General features: G+C 25.7%; 19 protein-coding genes and 1 pseudogene. 17 read left to right on the top strand and 3 right to left on the bottom strand.

Features of this window, described 5'->3' with window-relative positions; translation table 11 throughout:
* Positions 1 to 5: 5 nt before the first annotated feature.
* Together KMP11_RS04005 and uvrB are read right to left on the bottom strand one after the other, a co-directional pair.
* The gene (locus tag KMP11_RS04005) at positions 6 to 1,076 is read right to left on the bottom strand and encodes a D-alanine--D-alanine ligase (protein ID WP_216279520.1); all 1,071 of its coding nucleotides are present in this window, start codon (positions 1,074 to 1,076) and stop codon (positions 6 to 8) included.
* A gap of 53 nt (positions 1,077 to 1,129) precedes the next feature.
* On the bottom strand, positions 1,130 to 3,103 hold the full coding sequence (gene uvrB, locus KMP11_RS04000; RefSeq protein ID WP_371741369.1) for an excinuclease ABC subunit UvrB: 1,974 nt from the start codon (positions 3,101 to 3,103) through the stop codon (positions 1,130 to 1,132).
* A 174-nt stretch (positions 3,104 to 3,277) separates the two neighbouring features.
* Between uvrB and prmA the strand changes: the two genes are divergently transcribed.
* The 13 genes and pseudogenes from prmA to ptsP all read left to right on the top strand — a co-directional run bounded on the left by prmA (position 3,278) and on the right by ptsP (position 16,284).
* Positions 3,278 to 4,210, top strand: coding sequence for a 50S ribosomal protein L11 methyltransferase (gene prmA, locus KMP11_RS03995; protein WP_253195932.1), 933 nt, complete (start codon positions 3,278 to 3,280; stop codon positions 4,208 to 4,210).
* 120 nt (positions 4,211 to 4,330) lie between these two features.
* Positions 4,331 to 5,623, top strand: a complete 1,293-nt coding sequence (gene purB, locus KMP11_RS03990) for an adenylosuccinate lyase (protein WP_215756025.1) — start codon at positions 4,331 to 4,333, stop codon at positions 5,621 to 5,623.
* A complete protein-coding gene (locus KMP11_RS03985) occupies positions 5,604 to 6,773 on the top strand; it encodes a CCA tRNA nucleotidyltransferase (RefSeq protein ID WP_215756026.1) in 1,170 nt (389 codons plus the stop codon). The genes purB and KMP11_RS03985 overlap by 20 nt, the downstream gene beginning before the upstream one ends.
* Before the next feature lie 2 nt (positions 6,774 to 6,775).
* Positions 6,776 to 8,629 (top strand): exonuclease domain-containing protein, encoded by a 1,854-nt coding sequence (locus KMP11_RS03980; RefSeq protein WP_216280161.1) that lies wholly within the window; start codon positions 6,776 to 6,778, stop codon positions 8,627 to 8,629.
* A 69-nt stretch (positions 8,630 to 8,698) separates the two neighbouring features.
* Positions 8,699 to 9,985, top strand: coding sequence for an asparagine--tRNA ligase (gene asnS, locus KMP11_RS03975; RefSeq protein WP_215756145.1), 1,287 nt, complete (start codon positions 8,699 to 8,701; stop codon positions 9,983 to 9,985).
* 1 nt (position 9,986) lies between these two features.
* Positions 9,987 to 10,511, top strand: coding sequence for a DnaD domain protein (locus KMP11_RS03970; RefSeq protein ID WP_215756146.1), 525 nt, complete (start codon positions 9,987 to 9,989; stop codon positions 10,509 to 10,511).
* Complete coding sequence (gene nth, locus KMP11_RS03965; protein WP_215756147.1) at positions 10,492 to 11,148, top strand: endonuclease III; 657 nt, start codon at positions 10,492 to 10,494, stop codon at positions 11,146 to 11,148. Before KMP11_RS03970 ends, nth begins: the two co-directional genes overlap by 20 nt.
* Positions 11,145 to 11,594: a signal peptidase II gene (gene lspA, locus KMP11_RS03960; protein WP_252344671.1), complete on the top strand. Its 450-nt coding sequence runs from the start codon at positions 11,145 to 11,147 to the stop codon at positions 11,592 to 11,594. Before nth ends, lspA begins: the two co-directional genes overlap by 4 nt.
* An 89-nt stretch (positions 11,595 to 11,683) precedes the next feature.
* Positions 11,684 to 12,262 (top strand): Holliday junction branch migration protein RuvA, encoded by a 579-nt coding sequence (ruvA, locus tag KMP11_RS03955; RefSeq protein WP_215756148.1) that lies wholly within the window; start codon positions 11,684 to 11,686, stop codon positions 12,260 to 12,262.
* A 24-nt stretch (positions 12,263 to 12,286) separates the two neighbouring features.
* Positions 12,287 to 13,288, top strand: a complete 1,002-nt coding sequence (ruvB, locus tag KMP11_RS03950; RefSeq protein ID WP_215756149.1) for a Holliday junction branch migration DNA helicase RuvB — start codon at positions 12,287 to 12,289, stop codon at positions 13,286 to 13,288.
* Positions 13,285 to 14,032 (top strand): annotated as a pseudogene (locus KMP11_RS03945) (epoxyqueuosine reductase QueH). Before ruvB ends, KMP11_RS03945 begins: the two are co-directional and overlap by 4 nt.
* Positions 14,033 to 14,306: 274 nt before the next feature.
* Positions 14,307 to 14,570 carry a phosphocarrier protein HPr gene (locus KMP11_RS03940; RefSeq protein WP_216280160.1) on the top strand — a complete coding sequence of 88 codons (264 nt, stop codon included), beginning with the start codon at positions 14,307 to 14,309 and terminating at the stop codon, positions 14,568 to 14,570.
* 1 nt (position 14,571) lies between these two features.
* Entirely contained in the window at positions 14,572 to 16,284 is a 1,713-nt protein-coding gene (ptsP, locus tag KMP11_RS03935; RefSeq protein ID WP_216280159.1) for a phosphoenolpyruvate--protein phosphotransferase, read from the top strand.
* Positions 16,285 to 16,311: 27 nt separating this feature from the next.
* Here the strand turns inward: ptsP and KMP11_RS03930 are convergent, their stop codons facing one another.
* Positions 16,312 to 16,758: a nucleoside 2-deoxyribosyltransferase gene (locus tag KMP11_RS03930; RefSeq protein WP_215756153.1), complete on the bottom strand. Its 447-nt coding sequence runs from the start codon at positions 16,756 to 16,758 to the stop codon at positions 16,312 to 16,314.
* 132 nt (positions 16,759 to 16,890) lie between these two features.
* Here KMP11_RS03930 and phnC point away from each other — a divergent pair, with 132 nt between their 5' ends.
* The 4 genes from phnC to trmD are packed head-to-tail and all read left to right on the top strand — an operon-like array spanning position 16,891 to position 20,406.
* Positions 16,891 to 17,628, top strand: coding sequence for a phosphonate ABC transporter ATP-binding protein (gene phnC / locus KMP11_RS03925; protein WP_215756154.1), 738 nt, complete (start codon positions 16,891 to 16,893; stop codon positions 17,626 to 17,628).
* Positions 17,603 to 19,159, top strand: a complete 1,557-nt coding sequence (locus tag KMP11_RS03920) for a PhnE/PtxC family ABC transporter permease (protein WP_215756155.1) — start codon at positions 17,603 to 17,605, stop codon at positions 19,157 to 19,159. The genes phnC and KMP11_RS03920 overlap by 26 nt, the downstream gene beginning before the upstream one ends.
* Positions 19,160 to 19,168: 9 nt before the next feature.
* Positions 19,169 to 19,678, top strand: coding sequence for a ribosome maturation factor RimM (gene rimM, locus KMP11_RS03915; protein WP_215756156.1), 510 nt, complete (start codon positions 19,169 to 19,171; stop codon positions 19,676 to 19,678).
* The gene (gene trmD, locus KMP11_RS03910; protein ID WP_215756157.1) at positions 19,678 to 20,406 is read left to right on the top strand and encodes a tRNA (guanosine(37)-N1)-methyltransferase TrmD; all 729 of its coding nucleotides are present in this window, start codon (positions 19,678 to 19,680) and stop codon (positions 20,404 to 20,406) included. The genes rimM and trmD overlap by 1 nt, the downstream gene beginning before the upstream one ends.
* The last annotated feature ends 25 nt before the right edge of the window (positions 20,407 to 20,431 follow it).

The following is a 20,431-nucleotide window of genomic DNA, read 5'->3' as shown; positions in this document are numbered from 1 at the left end:
TTTTCCTACTTACATTCGTTTTGAATTTCTTTTCTTTCTTCATATCTTTCTTTTGCAAGTTTTATAATTTCTTCTATTAAATCAGCATATTTAATTCCCATGTTAGCCCATAGTGCTGGGAACATTGAAAATGGGGTAAAGCCTGGCATAGTATTAACTTCATTTATAAATATTTTATTGTCTTTTGTTAAGAAAAAATCGGCACGGGCAAGACCAGAACAGTCTAAAACTCTAAATGCTTTTTCTGCAATTTCTTTAAAGAGTGGATAAAATTCTTCGTTAATTTGTGCAGGTATTTCCATTTTTGATTGTCCGTCTGTATATTTAGTTTCGTAATCATAAAATTCAGTTGTTGATATATTTATTATTTCTCCTGGGTCTGTTGCTTTTATTTCCTTATAACCCAGTACAGCTACTTCAATTTCTTTTGCTCCGACAAGACCTTCTTCAACAACTATTTTTCTATCAAATTTTAATGCAGAATTAATGCCTGCTATTAATTCATTTTTGTTATTACATTTACTTATTCCTACAGATGAACCTAGATTAGCTGGTTTTACATACATAGGATAAGGTAGTAAATCTTCAAGTTTATTTAAAATATCTTCTTTATTATTTTTCCAATCAACTGCAAGAAAATCATAATAAGGAAGTTGAGGTAGGTTGGCACTAGCAAATAATTTTTTCATTATCGATTTATCCATACCAGTTGCTGAAGATAAAACGTTATTTCCTACATAAGCAAGGTTCATTATTTCTAAAAATCCTTGGATAGTTCCATCTTCTCCGTTAGGTCCATGTAATACAGGAAATACAACCTCATATTTCTTATTTTCATAAAATAGTAGTTCACTAATATTTTCATTAAAATTATCAAATATTAAAGTTTTTTCATCTTTAATTTCTTCAGTAATATTTTTTCCTTTTGCCCATTGCCCTGAATAAGAAATAAATATTGGAGAAATATTATATTTTTCTTTATTAATTGCATTTATTATTGATTTTGCAGTAAGTAATGAAACTTCATGTTCTGCACTTTTTCCACCATAAATTATTGCTATATTTTCTTTTTTCATTTTATTCTCCTAATTTTTTATAGTTGTAAGTGTTATTATATCATATAATAAGATTATTCAATACTATATTTAGTTTTAGTTTCTGATATTTTATCTCTAATTTCTGCAGCTTTTTCAAATTCAAAATTACCAGCCGCAGTAAACATTTCTTTTTCTAATTCTTCTAAATATTTTTTAATGTCAGAAATTGTAGTTTTATCTTTTGATTTATCAATTTTTTCTTCGAGGTCATTGTATTTTTCTTTTTTAACTCCTATAGAATCACTTATGTCTTTTATAATTGTTTTTGGAGTAATATTATGAATTTTATTATATTCTTCTTGTATTTCTCTTCTTCTTGTAGTTTCTTTGATTGCCTTATTCATACTACGAGTAATAGTATCTGCATACATTATTACTCGACCGTTAGAATTTCTTGCAGCTCGTCCTATAGTTTGGAGAAGAGCTTTGTCGCCACGTAAAAATCCTTCTTTATCTGCATCTAGTATTGCAACCAAAGATACTTCTGGAATGTCCAAACCTTCTCTTAAAAGATTTATTCCTATCAGTATATCAAATTTATTTAAACGTAAATCTCTAATTATTTCTGTTCTTTCTAATGTTTTAATATCTGAATGCAAATATTTTACTCTTAGTCCATTTTCTTTTAAATAGTCTGTTAAGGCTTCTGCCATTTTTTTTGTTAGTGTGGTTACTAAAATTTTCTCTCCATTTTTAATTATTTTTTCTGCTTCTTTAGTTAGGTCAAAGATTTGATTACTTACAGGACGAATTTCTATAATCGGGTCTAATAATCCAGTCGGTCTTATAATTTGTTCAACAATATTGTTACTTATTTCTAATTCATAATCTCCTGGTGTTGCAGAAACAAAAATTACTTGATTTAATTTTTTTTCAAATTCTTTAAAGTTTAAGGGTCTATTGTCTAGTGCAGATGGTAATCTAAAACCGTAATCGACCAAAACTTTTTTTCTTGCTTGGTCTCCGTTGTACATACCCCTAACTTGAGGAATTGTTACGTGCGATTCGTCAATAACTAATAACCAATCATCAGGAAAATAATCTAAGAGAGTGTAGGGAGTAGAACCGATATCTCTTAAAGTTAGATGAAGTGAATAATTTTCGATACCTGAACAAAATCCCATTTCTTCTAACATTTCTAAGTCATAATTAGTTCTTTGTTCCAAACGTTGATATTCTAATAATTTATTTTCTAATTTTAATGTTTTTAATCTCTCGTCTAGCTCTTTTCTTATTCTTTTAATTGCTTCTTTGGTAGTTTCATCTCCAGCAATAAAATGACTTGCAGGAAAAATTGTTACATATTCCATCTCATATAAAATTTCTCCTGTTAGTGAATCTATTTCTCTTATTCTATCTATTTCATCACCAAACATTTCTATTCTTATTGAATTTTCACTTTTGGAAGCTGGAAAAATTTCTATAACATCACCACGCACCCTAAAATTACCACGAGAAAAATCTATGTCGTTTCTAATATATTGAATACTAATTAATTTTTCTAATATTTTATTTCTTGAAATTTCCATTCCTACTCTTAGATGAAGTTGCAATGATTGATATTCCTCTGGTGAACCTAAACCGTATATGCAACTAACACTTGCAACAATTATTACATCATTTCTTTCAAATAATGAAGCTGTCGCACTGTGTCTAAGTTTATCTATTTCGTCATTGACTGAAGAATCTTTTTCTATATAAGTGTCAGTTGAAGGAACGTAGGCTTCTGGCTGATAATAATCATAATAAGAAACAAAATATTCAACTCTATTTTCTGGGAAAAATGCTTTTAATTCGTTATAGAGTTGGCCAGCCAATGTTTTATTATGGGCAAGAACCAAAGTTGGCTTGCCAGTATTTTTAATAATATTGGATATGGTAAAAGTTTTTCCTGTTCCAGTTGCACCTAGTAAGGTTTGATATTTTTCTCCATCAATAATTCCTGCTGTTAATTTTTCTATTGCTTGTACTTGGTCTCCTTTGGGAGAATATTTACTTTTTAATATGTAGTCGTAATTTTTTTTATTCAATAGTAACTCCTAAAATTAATAAAATTTTTTCACATATAATTATATAATGAAATTACATCTAAATCTATGAAAAGAATTTAAAATAATATTATGAAAAATAGTCTATTTAATGTTATAATTTTAATATTATTTGTTTAGGAGAAAATTATAATGAATTGGATTGAAATTAGTATACATACTACAAAAGAAGCGAGCGAAATAATAGAAGCAATTTTATTAGATTATAATTCTACTGGTATTTATGTAGAAGACCCATCTATCTTATCAGAAAATTTAGATGATAATTTTGGAACAATAGTCGGTGTAGAGAAAAAAGATTTTCCTAGTCAAGGAGTTATTGTCAAAGGCTATATAAATGAATTAAATTTTACAGATGAAATTTTTAATAATTTAAAAACAGAAATTAACAATTTATCAGAATTTATAAATATTGGAAATTTTTACAGTTTTAAAACTAAAATAATTCAAGATGCAGATTGGGAAAATTCTTGGAAAGAATATTTTGATGTGTTAGATATAGGAAAAAATTTTGTAATAGTTCCAACTTGGCGTGAATATAAAAATACGGATAATAAATTTATTATAAATATTGATCCAGGTATGGCATTTGGAACTGGAGGACACGAAACAACATCTTTATGTATAAAAAATTTAGAAAAGTATGTAAAAAATGATTATGACTTAATAGATGTTGGTTGTGGAAGTGGAATATTAACCATAGCAGCTAGCCATTTAACAAAAGGAAAATTAAAGGCAGTAGATTTAGATAAAATGGCTGTGAATGTTGCAAAAGAAAATTTTGCTTTAAATAATATTTCTGATAGGGTAGAAGTAGAAGCAGCTAATTTACTAGAAAATGAAACTGCAAGTTATGATGTTATAGTGGCGAACATTCTAGCCCACATAATAGAATTAATGCTTAATGACGTTTATAAACTTTTGAAAGAAGATGGATATTTTATAACATCTGGAATTATCAAAGATAAGAAAGAAGAATTAATTAAAAAAGCACTTGAGGTAGGATTTAAATTACTTGAAGAAACAAGTGATAATGAGTGGTATTCTTTAATATTCACAAAATAAAACTCGTACGATATAAATAGAAAAATAAAATAAATACTTAAATTGTTTATTTTTTGTTTTAATAAAAGAAAATATCTGTTAAAATAGTTTGTATATTGATGATTTAAAAGGAGAATTAAAATGATAGAAAGATACTCTACAAAAGAAATGCAAGAAATTTGGTCAGAAGAAAATAAATTTAAGGCTTGGTTAGAAGTTGAAATACTTGCTTGTGAAGGGTGGAGCCACTTAGGACAAATCCCCAAAGAAGATGTTGCTACATTACGTGAAAAAGCATCTTTTGATATTAACAGAATATACGAAATTGAACGAGAAACTAGACATGACGTTATAGCTTTTACAAGAGCAGCAAGTGAAACTTTAGGTCAAGAAAAAAAATGGGTTCATTACGGTCTAACTTCTACGGATGTGGTTGATACTGCCTACGGTTATTTATACAAACAAGCAAATGAAATAATAAGAACTAAAATAATAAAATTAATAGAGGTTTTAAAAGAAAAATCTTATCAATATAAAAATACATTTATGATGGGTAGAACTCATGGTGTTCACGCAGAAATAACAACTTTCGGTTTGAAAATGGCTTTGTGGTATGAAGAAATGAATAGAAATTTAGAACGTTTTAATATCGCAGCAAAACAAGTAGAAGCTGGTAAAATATCTGGAGCTGTTGGAACTTACGCCAACATTCCGACATATATACAAGATTATGTTTGTGAAAAACTTGGAATAAATTCTAGTAAAATTTCTACACAGGTACTACAAAGAGATAGACATGCACATTATTATTCTACATTGGCTTTAATAGCTAGTAGTATAGAAAAATTTTCAGTAGAAATAAGACATTTGCAAAGAACTGAAGTTAGAGAAGTCGAAGAATTTTTTAGAAAAGGGCAAAAAGGGTCAAGTGCAATGCCCCACAAAAGAAATCCTATATCATCAGAAAATATGTCAGGTTTAGCTAGAGTATTAAGAGGTTACATGCTTACTTCATTTGAAAATATTGCTTTGTGGCATGAAAGAGATATTTCTCATTCTTCAGCAGAAAGAATTATCTCAGCAGATGCAACTAATCTTATGGATTACCAACTTACAAGATTTATAAATACAATAAGTAATTTAACAGTTTTTGAAGAAAATATGGCAGAAAATATAAATAAAACTTATGGCGTAATATTTTCTCAAAGAATTATGCTTAAATTGATAGAAAAAGGAGTTTCAAGAGAAAGTGCCTATGACCTTGTGCAACCTAAGGCAATGCATGCTTGGGAAAATAAAATTTTATTCAAAGATTTACTAATAAAAGATAATGAAATAATGTCTTATTTATCGAGTGAAGAGTTAGAAGATTGCTTTAATTATAAATATCATATATCTAGCTTAGAGGAAATATATGCAAGAGTGTTTGGATAAAAATTTTAAAGATAATTTTTCAAATGCAATACCAATTTTAGAAATTTTAGAAAATCATGGTTACTTGGCATATTTTGTAGGCGGTTGCGTTAGAGATTATCTATTGGGTAAAAAATTTTCTGATATAGATATAACAACATCAGCAAAACCAGAAGAAATAAAATTAATTTTTCCAAAAACATTTGATACGGGTATAAAGCACGGAACAGTTACAGTTATATTCAATAAGCAACAATATGAAATAACAACATTTAGAAGTGAAAAAAATTATATTCAGCACAGATTTCCAGAAGATGTAGAATTTATTACAAGTTTACCTTCTGATTTAGAACGCAGAGATTTCACGATAAATGCAATGACACTGGATAAAAATGGAAATTTATTAGATTTGTATAGCGGAAAATCTGATTTATCAAATAAAATAATAAGAACTGTTAATGAAGCAAATGAAAGATTTAATGAAGATGCTTTAAGAATGTTAAGGGCTTTTAGATTTGTTGCAAAATTAAATTTTAGTATTGACCAAGATACATATTTAGCGATATGCAAAAATAAAGAATTAATAAAATTTATATCAATAGAGCGTATAGTTGCTGAATTTAAAAAATTATTTCAAGGATGTGCAAATAAACATGCTATGAAACTTATTATAGAAAGTGAATTAAATAAATACATTCCTTTTTTCAATAAAGTTAAAGAATATACAGATTTTTGTTGTTTTAAATTTGAGCAGGCAATATTTTATTTGTTAGATAAAAATAATATTGAATTTGCTGATGTCAAAAAATTAAAATTATCTAAAGATGAGTATAAGGAAATTAAAAACTATATTACTATTAAAGAAATGTTTGAAGAAAATACACCTTTAAAAAATATACTTTATAGTAATAATATTGAAGATGTTTTATTTATAATTAAAATTTATAATTTTTGTACAGAAGAAGATATTTTAAATATAAATTTACCAATAAAGTCATTTACTGATATTGATATTGATAATAAACAAATAATGCAAATTTTTCCAAATAAAAAACCTGGTTCGTGGATAAAAGATATTAATAAGATAGTAGTAAATGCAATACTTGATGGAATATTAGAAAATAAAAATGAAAAAATAAAAGAATTTATAAAAAAAGAAGTGAGGTTATAGTTATGATAAACACTTCTTTTTCAGTAGTCGATATAGAAGTTACGGAAGAAAAAGAAATTATACAAATAGCTATTTTAAATTTAGATAAAAATTTGAAAATTATAGGTGAATTTAATTATTATTTTAAACCTAAAAATGAAATATCTCCCTTTTTGGTTAATTTAACAGGTATAACTAATGAAATGTTAGAAAACCAAAAAAGCTTTTCTGATTTGGCAGAAGAAATATATGACAAATTAAAAAATTCAAGTTTAATTTGCCATGGAGTTTTACAAGATTATTCAATTTTAAAAGAAGAATTTTTAAAAGCGAATATATATTACAAGCCTAAGTCTATGATAGATACGGTAGACTTATGTAAAATATTTTTTCCATCCTTAAGTAGCTATAAATTATCAGAGTTGGCTGAAAATTTAGGAATAAATGCTAATGGAGATTATCATAGGGCAGATACAGATGCTTTTGTAACTTATGAATTATTATTTACGATATTAAAAAAAATAGCAAGATTCCCAATGAATAATTATCAAAAAATAATTGATTTGCTGAAAAACTATTCTTATGATATGTATTTTTTTATAAATAATTATAAGGGGATATTTATAGACAATAATTATAAAGAAGATTTATTTATTGTAAATAATATCAGCTTTAGAAAAATAATTATAAAAAGTGGTAATAATATTTCTAATAAAAATCTTTATATTACATCTATTCCAGAAGAAAAATATATCAGTAAATGTATTAAAGATAGCAATTCATATACAATAATTAAAAATTATTCAGAATATATTAACTTGAATTTTTTGGATAATATAGAGAAAAAATATGATTTTAATACTAATATTAATCAACTTTTATACATGAAAATATTAGTTTGGATTGCAGAAACAAAACAGGGAGATTTATCAGAATTAAATTTAGATTATAATGAGAAAGTAATAGTTGATTATTTTAGAGCTAAAAATAAAAAAGAAAATTACTATTACAATAAAGCATTAGAAGTTTCTAAAAGCACGTCTTTTTTAGTTACAAACTATAAAAGTTTATTAAATTTAATTATTGAAAAAGAATATGAAGATTGTAATTTAATATTTGACGATAAACATATAATGGGATTAGAAATTAGAAAACTTTTTGCAGAAGAAATATATTTTAAAGATATATTAACAGAGTTAAATAAAGTTTATTCTAAATATAATAATTTAAAAATAAAAAACCTTAGGGATAATTTAGAAATTTTCATAAAAAATCTACATGAAATTTATGTTAAAGACAATTTATCTTTATATAAAGATTCAATAGAAATTATATTACAAGAGTTAGCTACTATTAATGAAGATTTTATAAGATTAAATTTCAAGTTAATACATACTTCTAAATTTTTAAAAAAATTATATTTTATTTTAAATTTTTCTAATATGGGATATTATAAATTTGAAATAATAAATAATCCTAATTCTTTTTATTTAAAATATAATAACCTAAAAAAAGAAAAATTAATCATAAATAAATTTTATAACAAAAAAATATACTTTATAAAAAATACAGATAATATATTAAAAATAAAAAAAATAAATAGTGTAAAAGAAATAGCAAATTCAAAAAACTTTTCTAGAAAAAAATTATATGTATTTAATAATGAAATTAGTAAAGATATTGCTTATTCTTTTAGGAATAAAAAAAGTAGTGTTAGATACAAAAATTATTCTTATTATAGTAGTTTCCATGATTTATATAAAGATTTAGAAAAAAATACTAATTTAGACTATATATGTTATGCTGATAATTCTATAATATACTATAAAAAATATATAGAAAATTTATTTGATGAAATATATGAAATAAATAATTGAAAATATTAATTGTAATTTAAAATTTGATATATTATAATTAATTTAGTTTACAAAGAAGGAGAAAATGTTGTGAATATCAATAATTTGAATGAAAAAATTGGTGAAGAAGTAAAACTTGGTGCTTGGATAGCAAATAAAAGAAGTAGTGGTAAAATTGCTTTCTTCCAGTTGAGATACGGAGCTGGATTTATACAAGGAGTTGCTTTAAAAGAAACTTTAGGTGAGCAAAAATATCAAGAATTAAGACACTTAACACAAGAAACATCACTAGAAGTTACAGGAATAATTAAAGAAAATGTTAGAGAGTTATCAGGTATAGAGCTTGAAATATCTGATTTCAAAGTTATTAGTATTGCTACGGATTATCCTATAACTCCTAAAGAGCATGGTGTAGACTTTTTAGCAGATAGTCGCCACTTGTGGATTAGGTCTAAAAAGCAACACACTATTTTAAAAATAAGAAATCAAATTATAAAATCTACTTATGATTTTTTTGAAAAAGAAGGATTTTTAAAACTAGATCCACCTATTTTAACATCTTTAGCCCCAGAAGGAACAACAGAATTATTTAATACTAAATATTTTGAAGAAGAAGCATATCTTTCTCAATCTGGTCAGCTTTACATGGAGGCGTGTGCTATGTCATTTGGAAAAGTTTATTCTTTTGGTCCAACTTTTCGTGCTGAAAAATCTAAAACTCGTCGTCATTTAATAGAGTTTTGGATGATAGAACCTGAAATGGCATTTTGTAATCATGATGAAAGTTTACAAGTTCAAGAAAAATATGTTAATTATTTAATTAACGATGTTATTAACAAAAATGAAAAAGAATTAAAAATTTTAGGAAGAGATATTGAATCGCTTAAATCTGCAACTGGAGCCTTCCCTCGTATTAAGTATAAAGATGCGATAGCACTTTTAAAAGAAAACGGTTTTGATGATATAGAATATGGAGAAGATTTCGGCTCTCCTCATGAAACATTTATAGCTAATTCATATAAAAAGCCAGTTTTTATTACGCATTGGCCTAAAGATATAAAACCTTTTTATATGAAAGAAGACAAAGTAAATAAAGGAACTGTTCTTTGTGCCGATTTAATTGCACCTGAAGGATACGGAGAGATTATAGGTGGTTCTCAGCGTGAAGATAATTATGATGTCTTATTAGAAAATATAAAAAATCATAATTTGAATTTAGATGCTTATAGTTGGTATTTAGACTTGAGAAAATACGGTTCAGTAGAACATTCAGGATTTGGTCTTGGATTAGAAAGAACAGTTGCTTGGATTACTGGCAACGGTCATGTTCGAGAAACAATTCCATTCCCTAGATTGTTAAATAGGTTGTTACCATAAAATGCAAAATGTTGATTTTAAAGGATTGTTTGTTGAACAGGATTTTTTACTTAATTACTCTAAATACAATTTAACTAAAGAAGAAGCATTTTTCTTACTACAACTAAATTATATTTCTCAACAAGGAACAAGACAATTTAATGTTAAAAATTTTTCCGCAGAATTGTCAATTCCAGAAGAAGTTTTTATGAACAATATCCACAAGCTTTATTCTAAAAATATAGTTTCGCTTAGCTCTAATAAGTACATAGTTTTTAATATAGGTAGTCAAAATAAAAAATATTACACCTTGAAAGAACTTTGCTTACTAGCAGAAAAAATAGTTAATAAATTATTAACTTCAAAAGAAATGGATATTATTTCTTCTTGGATTGATAAAAAATTCACAAAAGAAGAAATAAATGAGGCATTTAGAATATCTAAAAATATTAGTTATGTAAATGGTATTTTGAATAATAAACCCGTAGAAATTAGCAAAGATTTAGATGAGGACGATATTTTAAATTATGACTGGCTCAATAAATAAGAAAGACAAACTAAAATTTTTTCAAGAATACTTAGATGAAATTTTTCCTGATGTTGATTGTGAATTAAACTTTTCTAATAATTTAGAACTTTTAATAGCAGTTTTATTGTCAGCCCAATGCAAAGATGAATATGTAAATAGAGCAACACCAGAATTATTTAATAGATTTAAAACCATAGATGATTATGCTGATGCAGATGTTGCTGAGATAGAAAACTATATAAAAACATTAGGTCTATACAAGGCAAAATCTAAAAATATAAAAAATATGGCTATAATGTTAAGAGAAGATTTTAACTATTCGATACCAAATGATTTAGAAAATTTAATAAAATTACCTGGTGTCGGAAGAAAAACAGCCAATGTTGTTATGTCAGTAGGATTTAATATTCCAGCAATAGCGGTTGATACTCATGTTGAGAGAGTGTCAAAAAGATTAAAATTTGCAAGAAAATCGGATTCTCCTTTACAAGTAGAATATAAGCTAATGAAATTATTTCCTAAAGATAAATGGAGTAAATTACATCATCAACTAATACATTTTGGGCGATATAAGTGCAAGGCAAAAAAACCAGAATGTAGTAGCTGTGAACTATATAAAATTTGTAGCTACAAAATAAATAGGAGAAAAGAATGATAATAGTAAGTATAATATCAATAATTTTAATTTTACTAGACCAAGTTTCTAAATATTTAATTTTAACAAAATTTAATTTAGGAGAAAGTGTAGAAATTATAAATAATTTTTTCTATATAACTTCACATAGAAATAGGGGAGCAGCTTGGGGAATATTAGAAAATAGTAGAATATTCTTTATATCAATTACTATAATATTTTTAATTAGTATATTTTATTATTTATTTAAAAATTTAAAAAAATTTAAAAAAATTGATTATATAATATTTTCTCTTATAGTAGGTGGAGCTATTGGTAATTTTATAGATAGAATTAGGACAGGAGAAGTTGTTGATTTTTTAGATTTTAATTTATTTGGTTATGATTTTCCAATTTTTAATTTTGCAGATACTTTTATATGTATAGGCGTTTTGTTATTAGCTATAAAAATTTATAATGAAGATTAAAATAGTTACGCAATTGCGTAACTATTTTTGTATTTAAAAAATAATATGTTATAATTTAAAAATGTAATATTTTAAATTAGGAGAAAGTAATGTACGCATATATAAAAGGTACTGTAACAGAAATAAGCCCCAAAAATATAATTTTAGAAAATAATTATATAGGATATGATATTTTAGTTCCTAATCCTTATGAGTATACTATATCTGAAGAAGTAACTATTTTTATCAGCCAACAAATACGTGAAGATTCAAATACACTATATGGATTTAAAACAAAAGAACAAAAGGAAGTTTTTTTACTTTTGTTAAAGGTAAAAGGCGTTGGTCCTAAAAGTGCTTTAGCTATTTTAGCTGGAGCAAAAAGTGATGAAATAATTGAAGCAATAGATAAATCTGATGTTAATTACATGACTAAATTTCCTGGTATAGGTAAAAAATCAGCTCAACAAATTATTTTAGATTTAAAAGGTAAAATTGATTTTATAAACGATAATAATTTCAATACAAATAAAAATCAAGAATTAATAGATGCAATTTTAGCCTTAGAAGCTTTAGGGTATAATAAAAAAGAATTATCAAAAATAGAAAAACAATTATCTTTATACGAATATAAAACAGCAGATGAATTTGTAAAACAAGGATTAAAATTATTAATAAGTGTTAAATAATATAATGAAAGGATAAATTTTGTAATGGATGATAGATTGCTTTCAAGTCAATCAAATACTTATGAAGAAGAAAATGAACAATCACTAAGACCAAAATTTTTAAAACAATATATAGGTCAAGATAAAATAAAAGAAAATCTTGAAATTTTTATAAAAGCGGCAAAAATTAGAAATGAAGTTTTAGACCATTGTTTAATTTATGGACCTCCAGGACTGGGTAAAACAACTTTAGCAACAGTAATAGCAAATGAAATGGAAGTAAATATTAAATACACATCTGGCCCTAGTATAGAAAAATCTGGCGACCTTGCAACAATATTAACAACATTAGAACCAGGAGATGTTTTATTTATTGATGAAATTCATAGAATAACTAGGTCAATAGAAGAAATTTTATATTCAGCAATGGAAGATTTTTATCTAGATATAGTTATAGGAAAAGGAGAAGACTCAAGAAGTGTCAGGATAGAATTACCTCCATTTACTTTAATAGGTGCAACTACTAGAGCTGGATCTTTGACTGCTCCTTTAAGAGATAGGTTTGGAGTCCACTGTCGATTAGAATTTTATAATAGTGATGATTTACAAAAAATATTAAAAAGAAGTGCCAATATATATGATTGCCAAATTGATGATATGAGTACCTATCAAATTGCTAAAAGGTCAAGAGGAACTCCTCGTATAGCAAATAGACTTTTAAAGAGGGTAAGAGATTTTGCACAAGTAAAAAATGAGGGAATTATCACAAAAGAATTAGCAATTAATTCATTAGATTTATTACAGGTAGATTCAAGTGGACTTGACAATATTGATTATAAAATACTTGAGTGTTTAGTAAAAAGATATGAAGGTAAACCAGTAGGACTAGAAACTATAGCGATAACTATTGGAGAAGAAAGTATAACGATAGAAGATGTTTATGAACCTTATTTGGTAAAAGAAGGATTTATTGAAAGAACTCTTAGAGGAAGAAAAGCAACTTTTAAAGCCTATAAACATTTAGGAGAAGAGGACAATTTTAAATGATAGATAGTAAACAATTTATAAATACAAGACATAAAAATCAAAAAATAAATTATGATAATGTTTTAAAAGAATTAATAAAAGAATGGGAAAGAAAAAATATAAGACCAAAATTATTAATACATTCATGTTGTGCACCATGTAGCACCTATGTTTTAGAATATTTATCAAAATTTTCGGATATTACAATATTTTTTTCAAATTCTAATATTCATCCCAAAGAAGAATATATTAAAAGAATGCTTGTTCAAAAAGATTTTATTGATAATTTTAATAAAAAAACAGGAAATAATGTTTCATTTATTTTTGATGAATACAAGCCAAGTAAATTTTTAAAGGCAGTAAGAGGTTATGAAGAAGAAAAAGAGGGTGGAGAAAGATGTCATATATGTTATGAAATGCGTTTAAACAGTACAGCAGAAAAAGCACAAGAATTAAATTTTGATTATTTTGCTTCAGCCCTTACTCTAAGTCCCAAAAAAAAACGCACAAGTAATCAATGAAAGTGGCTACGAACTACAAGAAAAAATTTCTATATATTATCTACCATCTGATTTTAAAAAAAATAATGGTTATAAAAGGTCTATTGAAATGTGTGATGAATATAATATTTATAGACAATGTTATTGTGGTTGTGTGTTTGCAGCTATAAAGCAAGGAGTAGACTTAAAAGAAATTAATAAAAGTGCTAAAGCATTTAATGAAAATCATGAAAAATATCTTGAATACAAATCATTAATTAAGTAAAAAATATTTTTAAGTTTATAGAGTGTAAAATAATTATTTTGCATTCTATTTTCATTTTATTTTAAATACTTTAATATTTAAAATAAAATTTAATTATAAATAAAGGCTGGGATAATATTTTATAATATATATCTCGATAAAGATTTAAAATATATAAAAAATTACTTAAAAAAAATTATTTTTTCTTTTTATGACTTGTAAAAGACTTGTAAATATTAAAGGTATGTGCTATTATAATCATGTAAAATATATAATATATAAGGAGAATTTTATTATGTTACAAAGAGAATATAAAATTGTTGATGAAACAGGAATACACGCCAGACCAGCTACACTCTTGGTGCAAGCAGCTTCTAAATTTGAATCTAATATCGAATTAGAATTTAAAGGAAGAAGAGTTAATTTAAAATCAATAATGGGTGTTATGAGTCTTGGTGTTGCTAAAGATGCAGTTGTTACAATCTATGCTGATGGTTCAGATGAAGAAGTAGCACTGAATACTATTGAAGAAACATTGAAGAAAGAAGGATTAATATAGTATGTTACAATTAAAAGGTATTGCCGCATCACAAGGTATATCTTTTGCTAAAGCATACATCTTTGTTGAACCAAATTTAACAGTAATCGAAAGAAAAATTCAAGATACTGAAGAAGAAATTTCTCGTTTCGATGCAGCGGTAGAATTATCAAAAAAAGAATTAGAAATAATTAGAGATAAAGCCTTGGTTAATCTTGGAGAAGATAAGGCGGCTATCTTTGAAGCCCATTTACTGATTTTAGATGACCCAGAATTTATGGGAACAGTTAGAACGGATATTGTTTCTAAAGAGATAAATGCAGAATATGCTTTAAAAGAAACTTCCGATATGTTTATTCATATGTTTGAATCGATGGATAATGATTATATGAGAGAACGTGCAGCCGATATAAGAGATGTTTCTAAGAGATTACTTGCTTATTTGTTGGGTGTTAATTTACCAAACCCAAGTTTAATTGAAGAAGAAGTTATTGTTATAGCCGAAGACTTAACTCCGTCTGATACTGCTCAATTAAATAGAAATTTTGTAAAAGGTTTTGCAACTAATATTGGAGGGCGCACATCTCATTCAGCTATAATGGCTCGTTCTTTAGAAATACCTGCAGTAGTAGGTACGGGAAATATAACGGAGCAAGTAAAGAATGGAGATTTTCTAATAATAGATGGTCTTAACGGAATAGTAGAAATTAATCCTTCAGAAGAATTAATTTCTAATTATAAAGTAAAAGAAACTGATTTTGAATCTAAAAAGGCAGAATGGGCTAAATTATTAAATGAAAAAACTGTTAGTAAAGATGATCATGAAGTAATTTTAGCTGCAAATATAGGAACTCCTGCTGACCTAGATGGTGTTAAAAATAACGGTGGCGAAGCTGTTGGTTTATACCGTACAGAATTTTTATACATGGGACGTGATTCACTGCCAACAGAAGAAGAACAATTTGAAGCCTATAAAGCAGTTTTAGAAGGAATGGGAGATAAACCTGTTGTTGTTCGTACTTTAGATATTGGCGGAGATAAGGAGTTACCTTATTTAGATTTACCTAAAGAGATGAATCCATTTTTAGGATATAGAGCCATAAGACTTTGTTTAGATAATACTGATTTATTTAGAACACAATTAAGAGCATTATTAAGAGCTTCGGTTTTTGGTAAACTGTGTTTAATGTTTCCTATGATTGCAACTGTTCAAGAATTCCGTAATGCAAAAGCACTATTCTTAGAAGAAAAAGAAAAATTGATTTCAGAAGGTGTAGGAGTAAGTGATGAAATTGAATTAGGAATAATGGTAGAGATACCATCAACAGCGGTTATTGCAGATTTATTTGCAAAAGAAGTTGATTTCTTCTCAATAGGAACTAATGACCTTGTTCAATATACTATGGCAGCTGATCGTATGAGTGAAAAAGTATCATACCTATACCAACCATACAATCCTGCAATTTTAAGATTAGTTAAAAGTGTGATAGAAGCCTCTCATAAAGAAGGTAAATGGACTGGAATGTGTGGAGAAATGGGAGGAGATCCTCTTGCAATTCCTTTACTTTTGGGAATGGGATTAGATGAATTTTCTATGTCAGCAACTTCAATCTTACAAGCAAGAAGTCAAATTAAAAATCTTGAAGTAACGAAAATGAAAGAACTAGCAGAAAAAGCAATTCAATGTTCTACTACCGAAGAAGTTTTAGATTTAGTAGAAGAATATACAAAATAAGAATATGGGAAAATATTTCCTATATTCTTATTTTTTAAATATATTTTCAATTTCTTTAAGAGCCTCTTCAAATGAAAAAACAATTTTTCCCTTTGTCAATATTCCTCCCAAAACATAATGATTAATTGCATAACTAGGTATAGAATATTTATTTGCAGATTTTAGTCTAATGTCAGAGTTAATTGCGATTATTTTTTTATTGTTAGCTATGGCAATACCTAATTCTACCATAACTCCACTATCTTCATTAGTTATATCTGCTAGAAAAATATCACAATTATTTACTGCTAATGTATCTACCTTAAATATTTCTTCAGGGCTTGGTAGTGATTGTTTATTTTCATTAAAAGGTTGTTCTATTGGATTAAATATTTCTAAATTATTTCCAAATTTTTCTTTTAATATCTTTCCTTCTTTTAATCTTTGCATAATTTCCGCTTCATTAAATAAAGCTCCAGCTAAATATAATTTCATAAATTCCTCCTAAAATATTTTCTAAGTAAATTATAATATTAATATTTATTTTTTACAATATTCGTAAATAAATTCAGTGTAAATTATTTAATTAAATGTTATAATATATTTTAAGATTTTGGAGGTGTTTTTTTGAATAAAAATAAACTAATTGTTAAAAATTTATCAGTTAATTATAATAATAAAAAAGTTTTAAACAACTTGAATTTTAATGTTACTGAGGGTGATTTTGTTGTAATTTTAGGAAAAAGTGGAGCAGGGAAAACTACACTTCTAAGATGTATTAATAAATTAAATAATTTTACAGGTTATATAAGTATTGATGAAATAAATATAAATACTTTAAATAATCGTAACTTAAATGAAATTAGAAAAAAAATAGCTTTTATATTTCAAGATTATAACATCTTAGATAATTTATATACCATAGAAAATGTTATGCTTCCATTTTTATCAGATAAAAATATTGTAGAAATCTTGTTTAATATTTATAAAAAAGATGAGTACAATTTAGCCTTAAAATATTTAGACAAGGTTGGCTTAACAAATGAAGCATTTATAAAATCTAAATATCTATCTGGAGGTCAAAAACAAAGAGTGGCCATAGCAAAAGCTATATGTCAAAAACCATCAATATTATTAGCGGACGAACCTGTTAGTAGTTTAGATATAAAAAATACGGAAGAAATTATGAATTTATTTGCAACTTTGAATAATAAAAAAAATATGACTATTCTTATGAATTTACATGATGTAGAGATAGCTAAAAAATATAGTCATAAAATAATAGGTATTAAATCTGGAAATATTTTATTTTATAAAAATACTGAGGATGTAACTGATAATGAAATTACAGAATTATATAGATAAGAAAAAAACAAATTATATTAAAATTACTTCTTTTTTTGCTATAACACTAATTACAATTATAAGTTTTTTTGATTTTAATAATTTTGTTAATAGTTTATTAAGACTTAATAGTTTTTTTTCTAAACTTTATCCTATGGATTTATATTTTGTATCAGCTATTTATGAGCCAATACTTAATACTATACTCATAGCTTTGCTATCTACAATATTGGGTGTTGCTACAACCTTATTACTACTTCCATTACAAAATAATTTGCTTTATGAAAACAAAACAATACCAAAAATAACTTCTGCAATTTTTTCTATTTTTAGAACTATTCCATCATTAATCATCGCCTCTATATTGGTTAGTGTTTTTAGTGTTGGGAATTTTAGTGGATTCTTATGCTTATACATAATAAGCATCTTAATATCTTCAAAAATTTTAAAAGAATATTCAGAAGAAATTAATAAAAAACATATAGATTCTTTAGTTAGTTTAGGATTTGGTCGCTTTAAAATTTATAAGGTCGGCATTTTTGAAAATTTAAAACCTAATATTTTAAGTGTATTTTTTTTAGTTTTAGAATCTAATATAAGAGGTGCAAGTATTTTAGGTCTTGTAGGTGCTGGAGGAATAGGTCAATTGCTATGGAAAGAATTGAATCATCTCAGATATGATAGGGTTTCTTTAATAATTTTAATTTTAATTTTAATAATAGTTTTAATAGACTTAATTAGCTATTTATTTAGAAGTAAAAAATTTAATTTTGTAAATAAAAATAATTATTATAGAAGAAATATTCAAATAAATTTTATTTTTCTTCTAATTTTATTTATAAGTATATATTTAAGTACAAATTACTTAAATATAGGTTTAGATAGAATAAAAATTGGACTAGTAAATTTAAAAAATATGTTATTTGGATTATTACAACCAGATTTTTCATATTTGATAAAAGCTTTACGAGCTTTGTTGGATAGTTTTATAGTCGCTTTTTCTTCAACAGCTTTGGCTGCAACTACAACAGTATTGATAACTTATTTTTATGTAGCAAGATTATCAAACATATTTTCTTCCTTGATTTTTAAAATTATAATAAATATATTCAGAACAATACCGCCAATAATTGTAGCAATAATATTTTTTAGGGGATTTGGGCCTGGTTATTTAAGTAGTTTTTTTGCACTTTATTTTTACACAGTAGGAATAATGACTAAAATGTTTGGAGAAGTCTTAGAAAATATTGATAACAATATTTTTCTGTCGATTAAAAGTATGGGAATATCAAAATTTTCAGGTTATAAAAATATTATATTAAAAGGCTGCTTCCCAGAATTTTTATCAATATATCTGTATAGGTTTGAAATGAATATAAAAAATTCAACTATTTTAGGTATGGTAGGTGCTGGAGGCATAGGTCAATTACTTATAAATAATATAGAATTTAGGAATTGGAATAAAACTTCAACAATATTAATTGTACTTTGCTTATCTATTATTATTGTTGAAAATTTATCAAATATAATAAGAGAAAGGATAAAAACATAGAAGTAAATAATGAGATTAAAAGTAGGGAAAATAGTAAATACACATGCCTTGAAAGGAGAATTAAAAATAATATCTAGCAGTGACTTTATAGAGAATAGATTAAAGCCGGGTTCTAAGTTAGTAATAACAAAGAGTAATCAAACTATAAAAGAGGTAGTAGTAGAAGTAGCAAGAGAACACAAGGGAGCTTATCTAGTTAAATTTGAAGGAATTAATAGTATAGAAGAAGCAGAAAAATTTAAAAACTTACAACTAAAAATAGATGAGGAATTTTTAGAAGATTTAGAAGATGGCGAATATTATTTTTATGAAATAATAGGCTGTAAAGTTTATCGAGATGATAATAATGAAATAGGAGAAATCATTGAAATATTGCAAACAGGAGCAAATGATGTTTGGGTTGTTAGTAATAATTTAGGAAAAGAATATTTAATTCCTTATATTGATGATGTTGTTAAAGAAATTGATATAAATAATAAAAAAATTTTTATAGAAGTAATGGAAGGGCTATTAGATTAATGAAAATAGATATTTTAACTCTTTTTCCTGATATGTTTGACAGTCTTAACCATTCAATTTTAGGAAGAGCAAAAAATAAAAATATATTAGAAATTAATACTCTTGATTTTAGAAATTATGCAAATAATAAACACAAACAGGTAGATGATTATCCTTTTGGGGGAGGAGAAGGAATGGTTTTAAAACCAGAACCAATATTTAATGCTGTTGAAAGTTTAAATAAATCAAAAAACAGTAGAATAATATTACTTTGCCCTCAAGGAGATAGGTTTGACCAAAAAAAAGCAGAAGAATTATCAAAAGAAGAACATTTGATTTTTATTTGTGGACATTATGAAGGGTATGATGAAAGAATAAGAGAATTTTTAGTTACAGATGAATTATCTATTGGAGATTTTATTTTAACTGGAGGAGAATTAGCTGCAATGACTATGATAGACAGTATATCACGATTAATTCCAAATGTGTTAGGGAAAGAAGAATCACATAAAAATGATTCATTTTCTACTGGTTTATTAGAATATCCTCAGTACACAAGACCACAAAATTTTAAAGGGATGGAAGTTCCAGAAATATTATTATCTGGGCACCATAAAAATATTGAAAAATATAGAATGTATGAAAGTCTTAAAAGAACATATCTAAGAAGACCTGATTTATTAAAAAATTATAGATTAGATGAAGATCAGATAAAAATGCTTGAAGAAATAAAAAAATATAAGCAATAAAATGCTAAAATTAGTGACATTATAA

This window comes from Gemella sp. zg-570 (genome assembly GCF_018866345.1).
Lineage (GTDB): Bacteria > Bacillota > Bacilli > Staphylococcales > Gemellaceae > Gemelliphila.
This window is presented reverse-complemented; position numbering and strand designations above follow the sequence as displayed.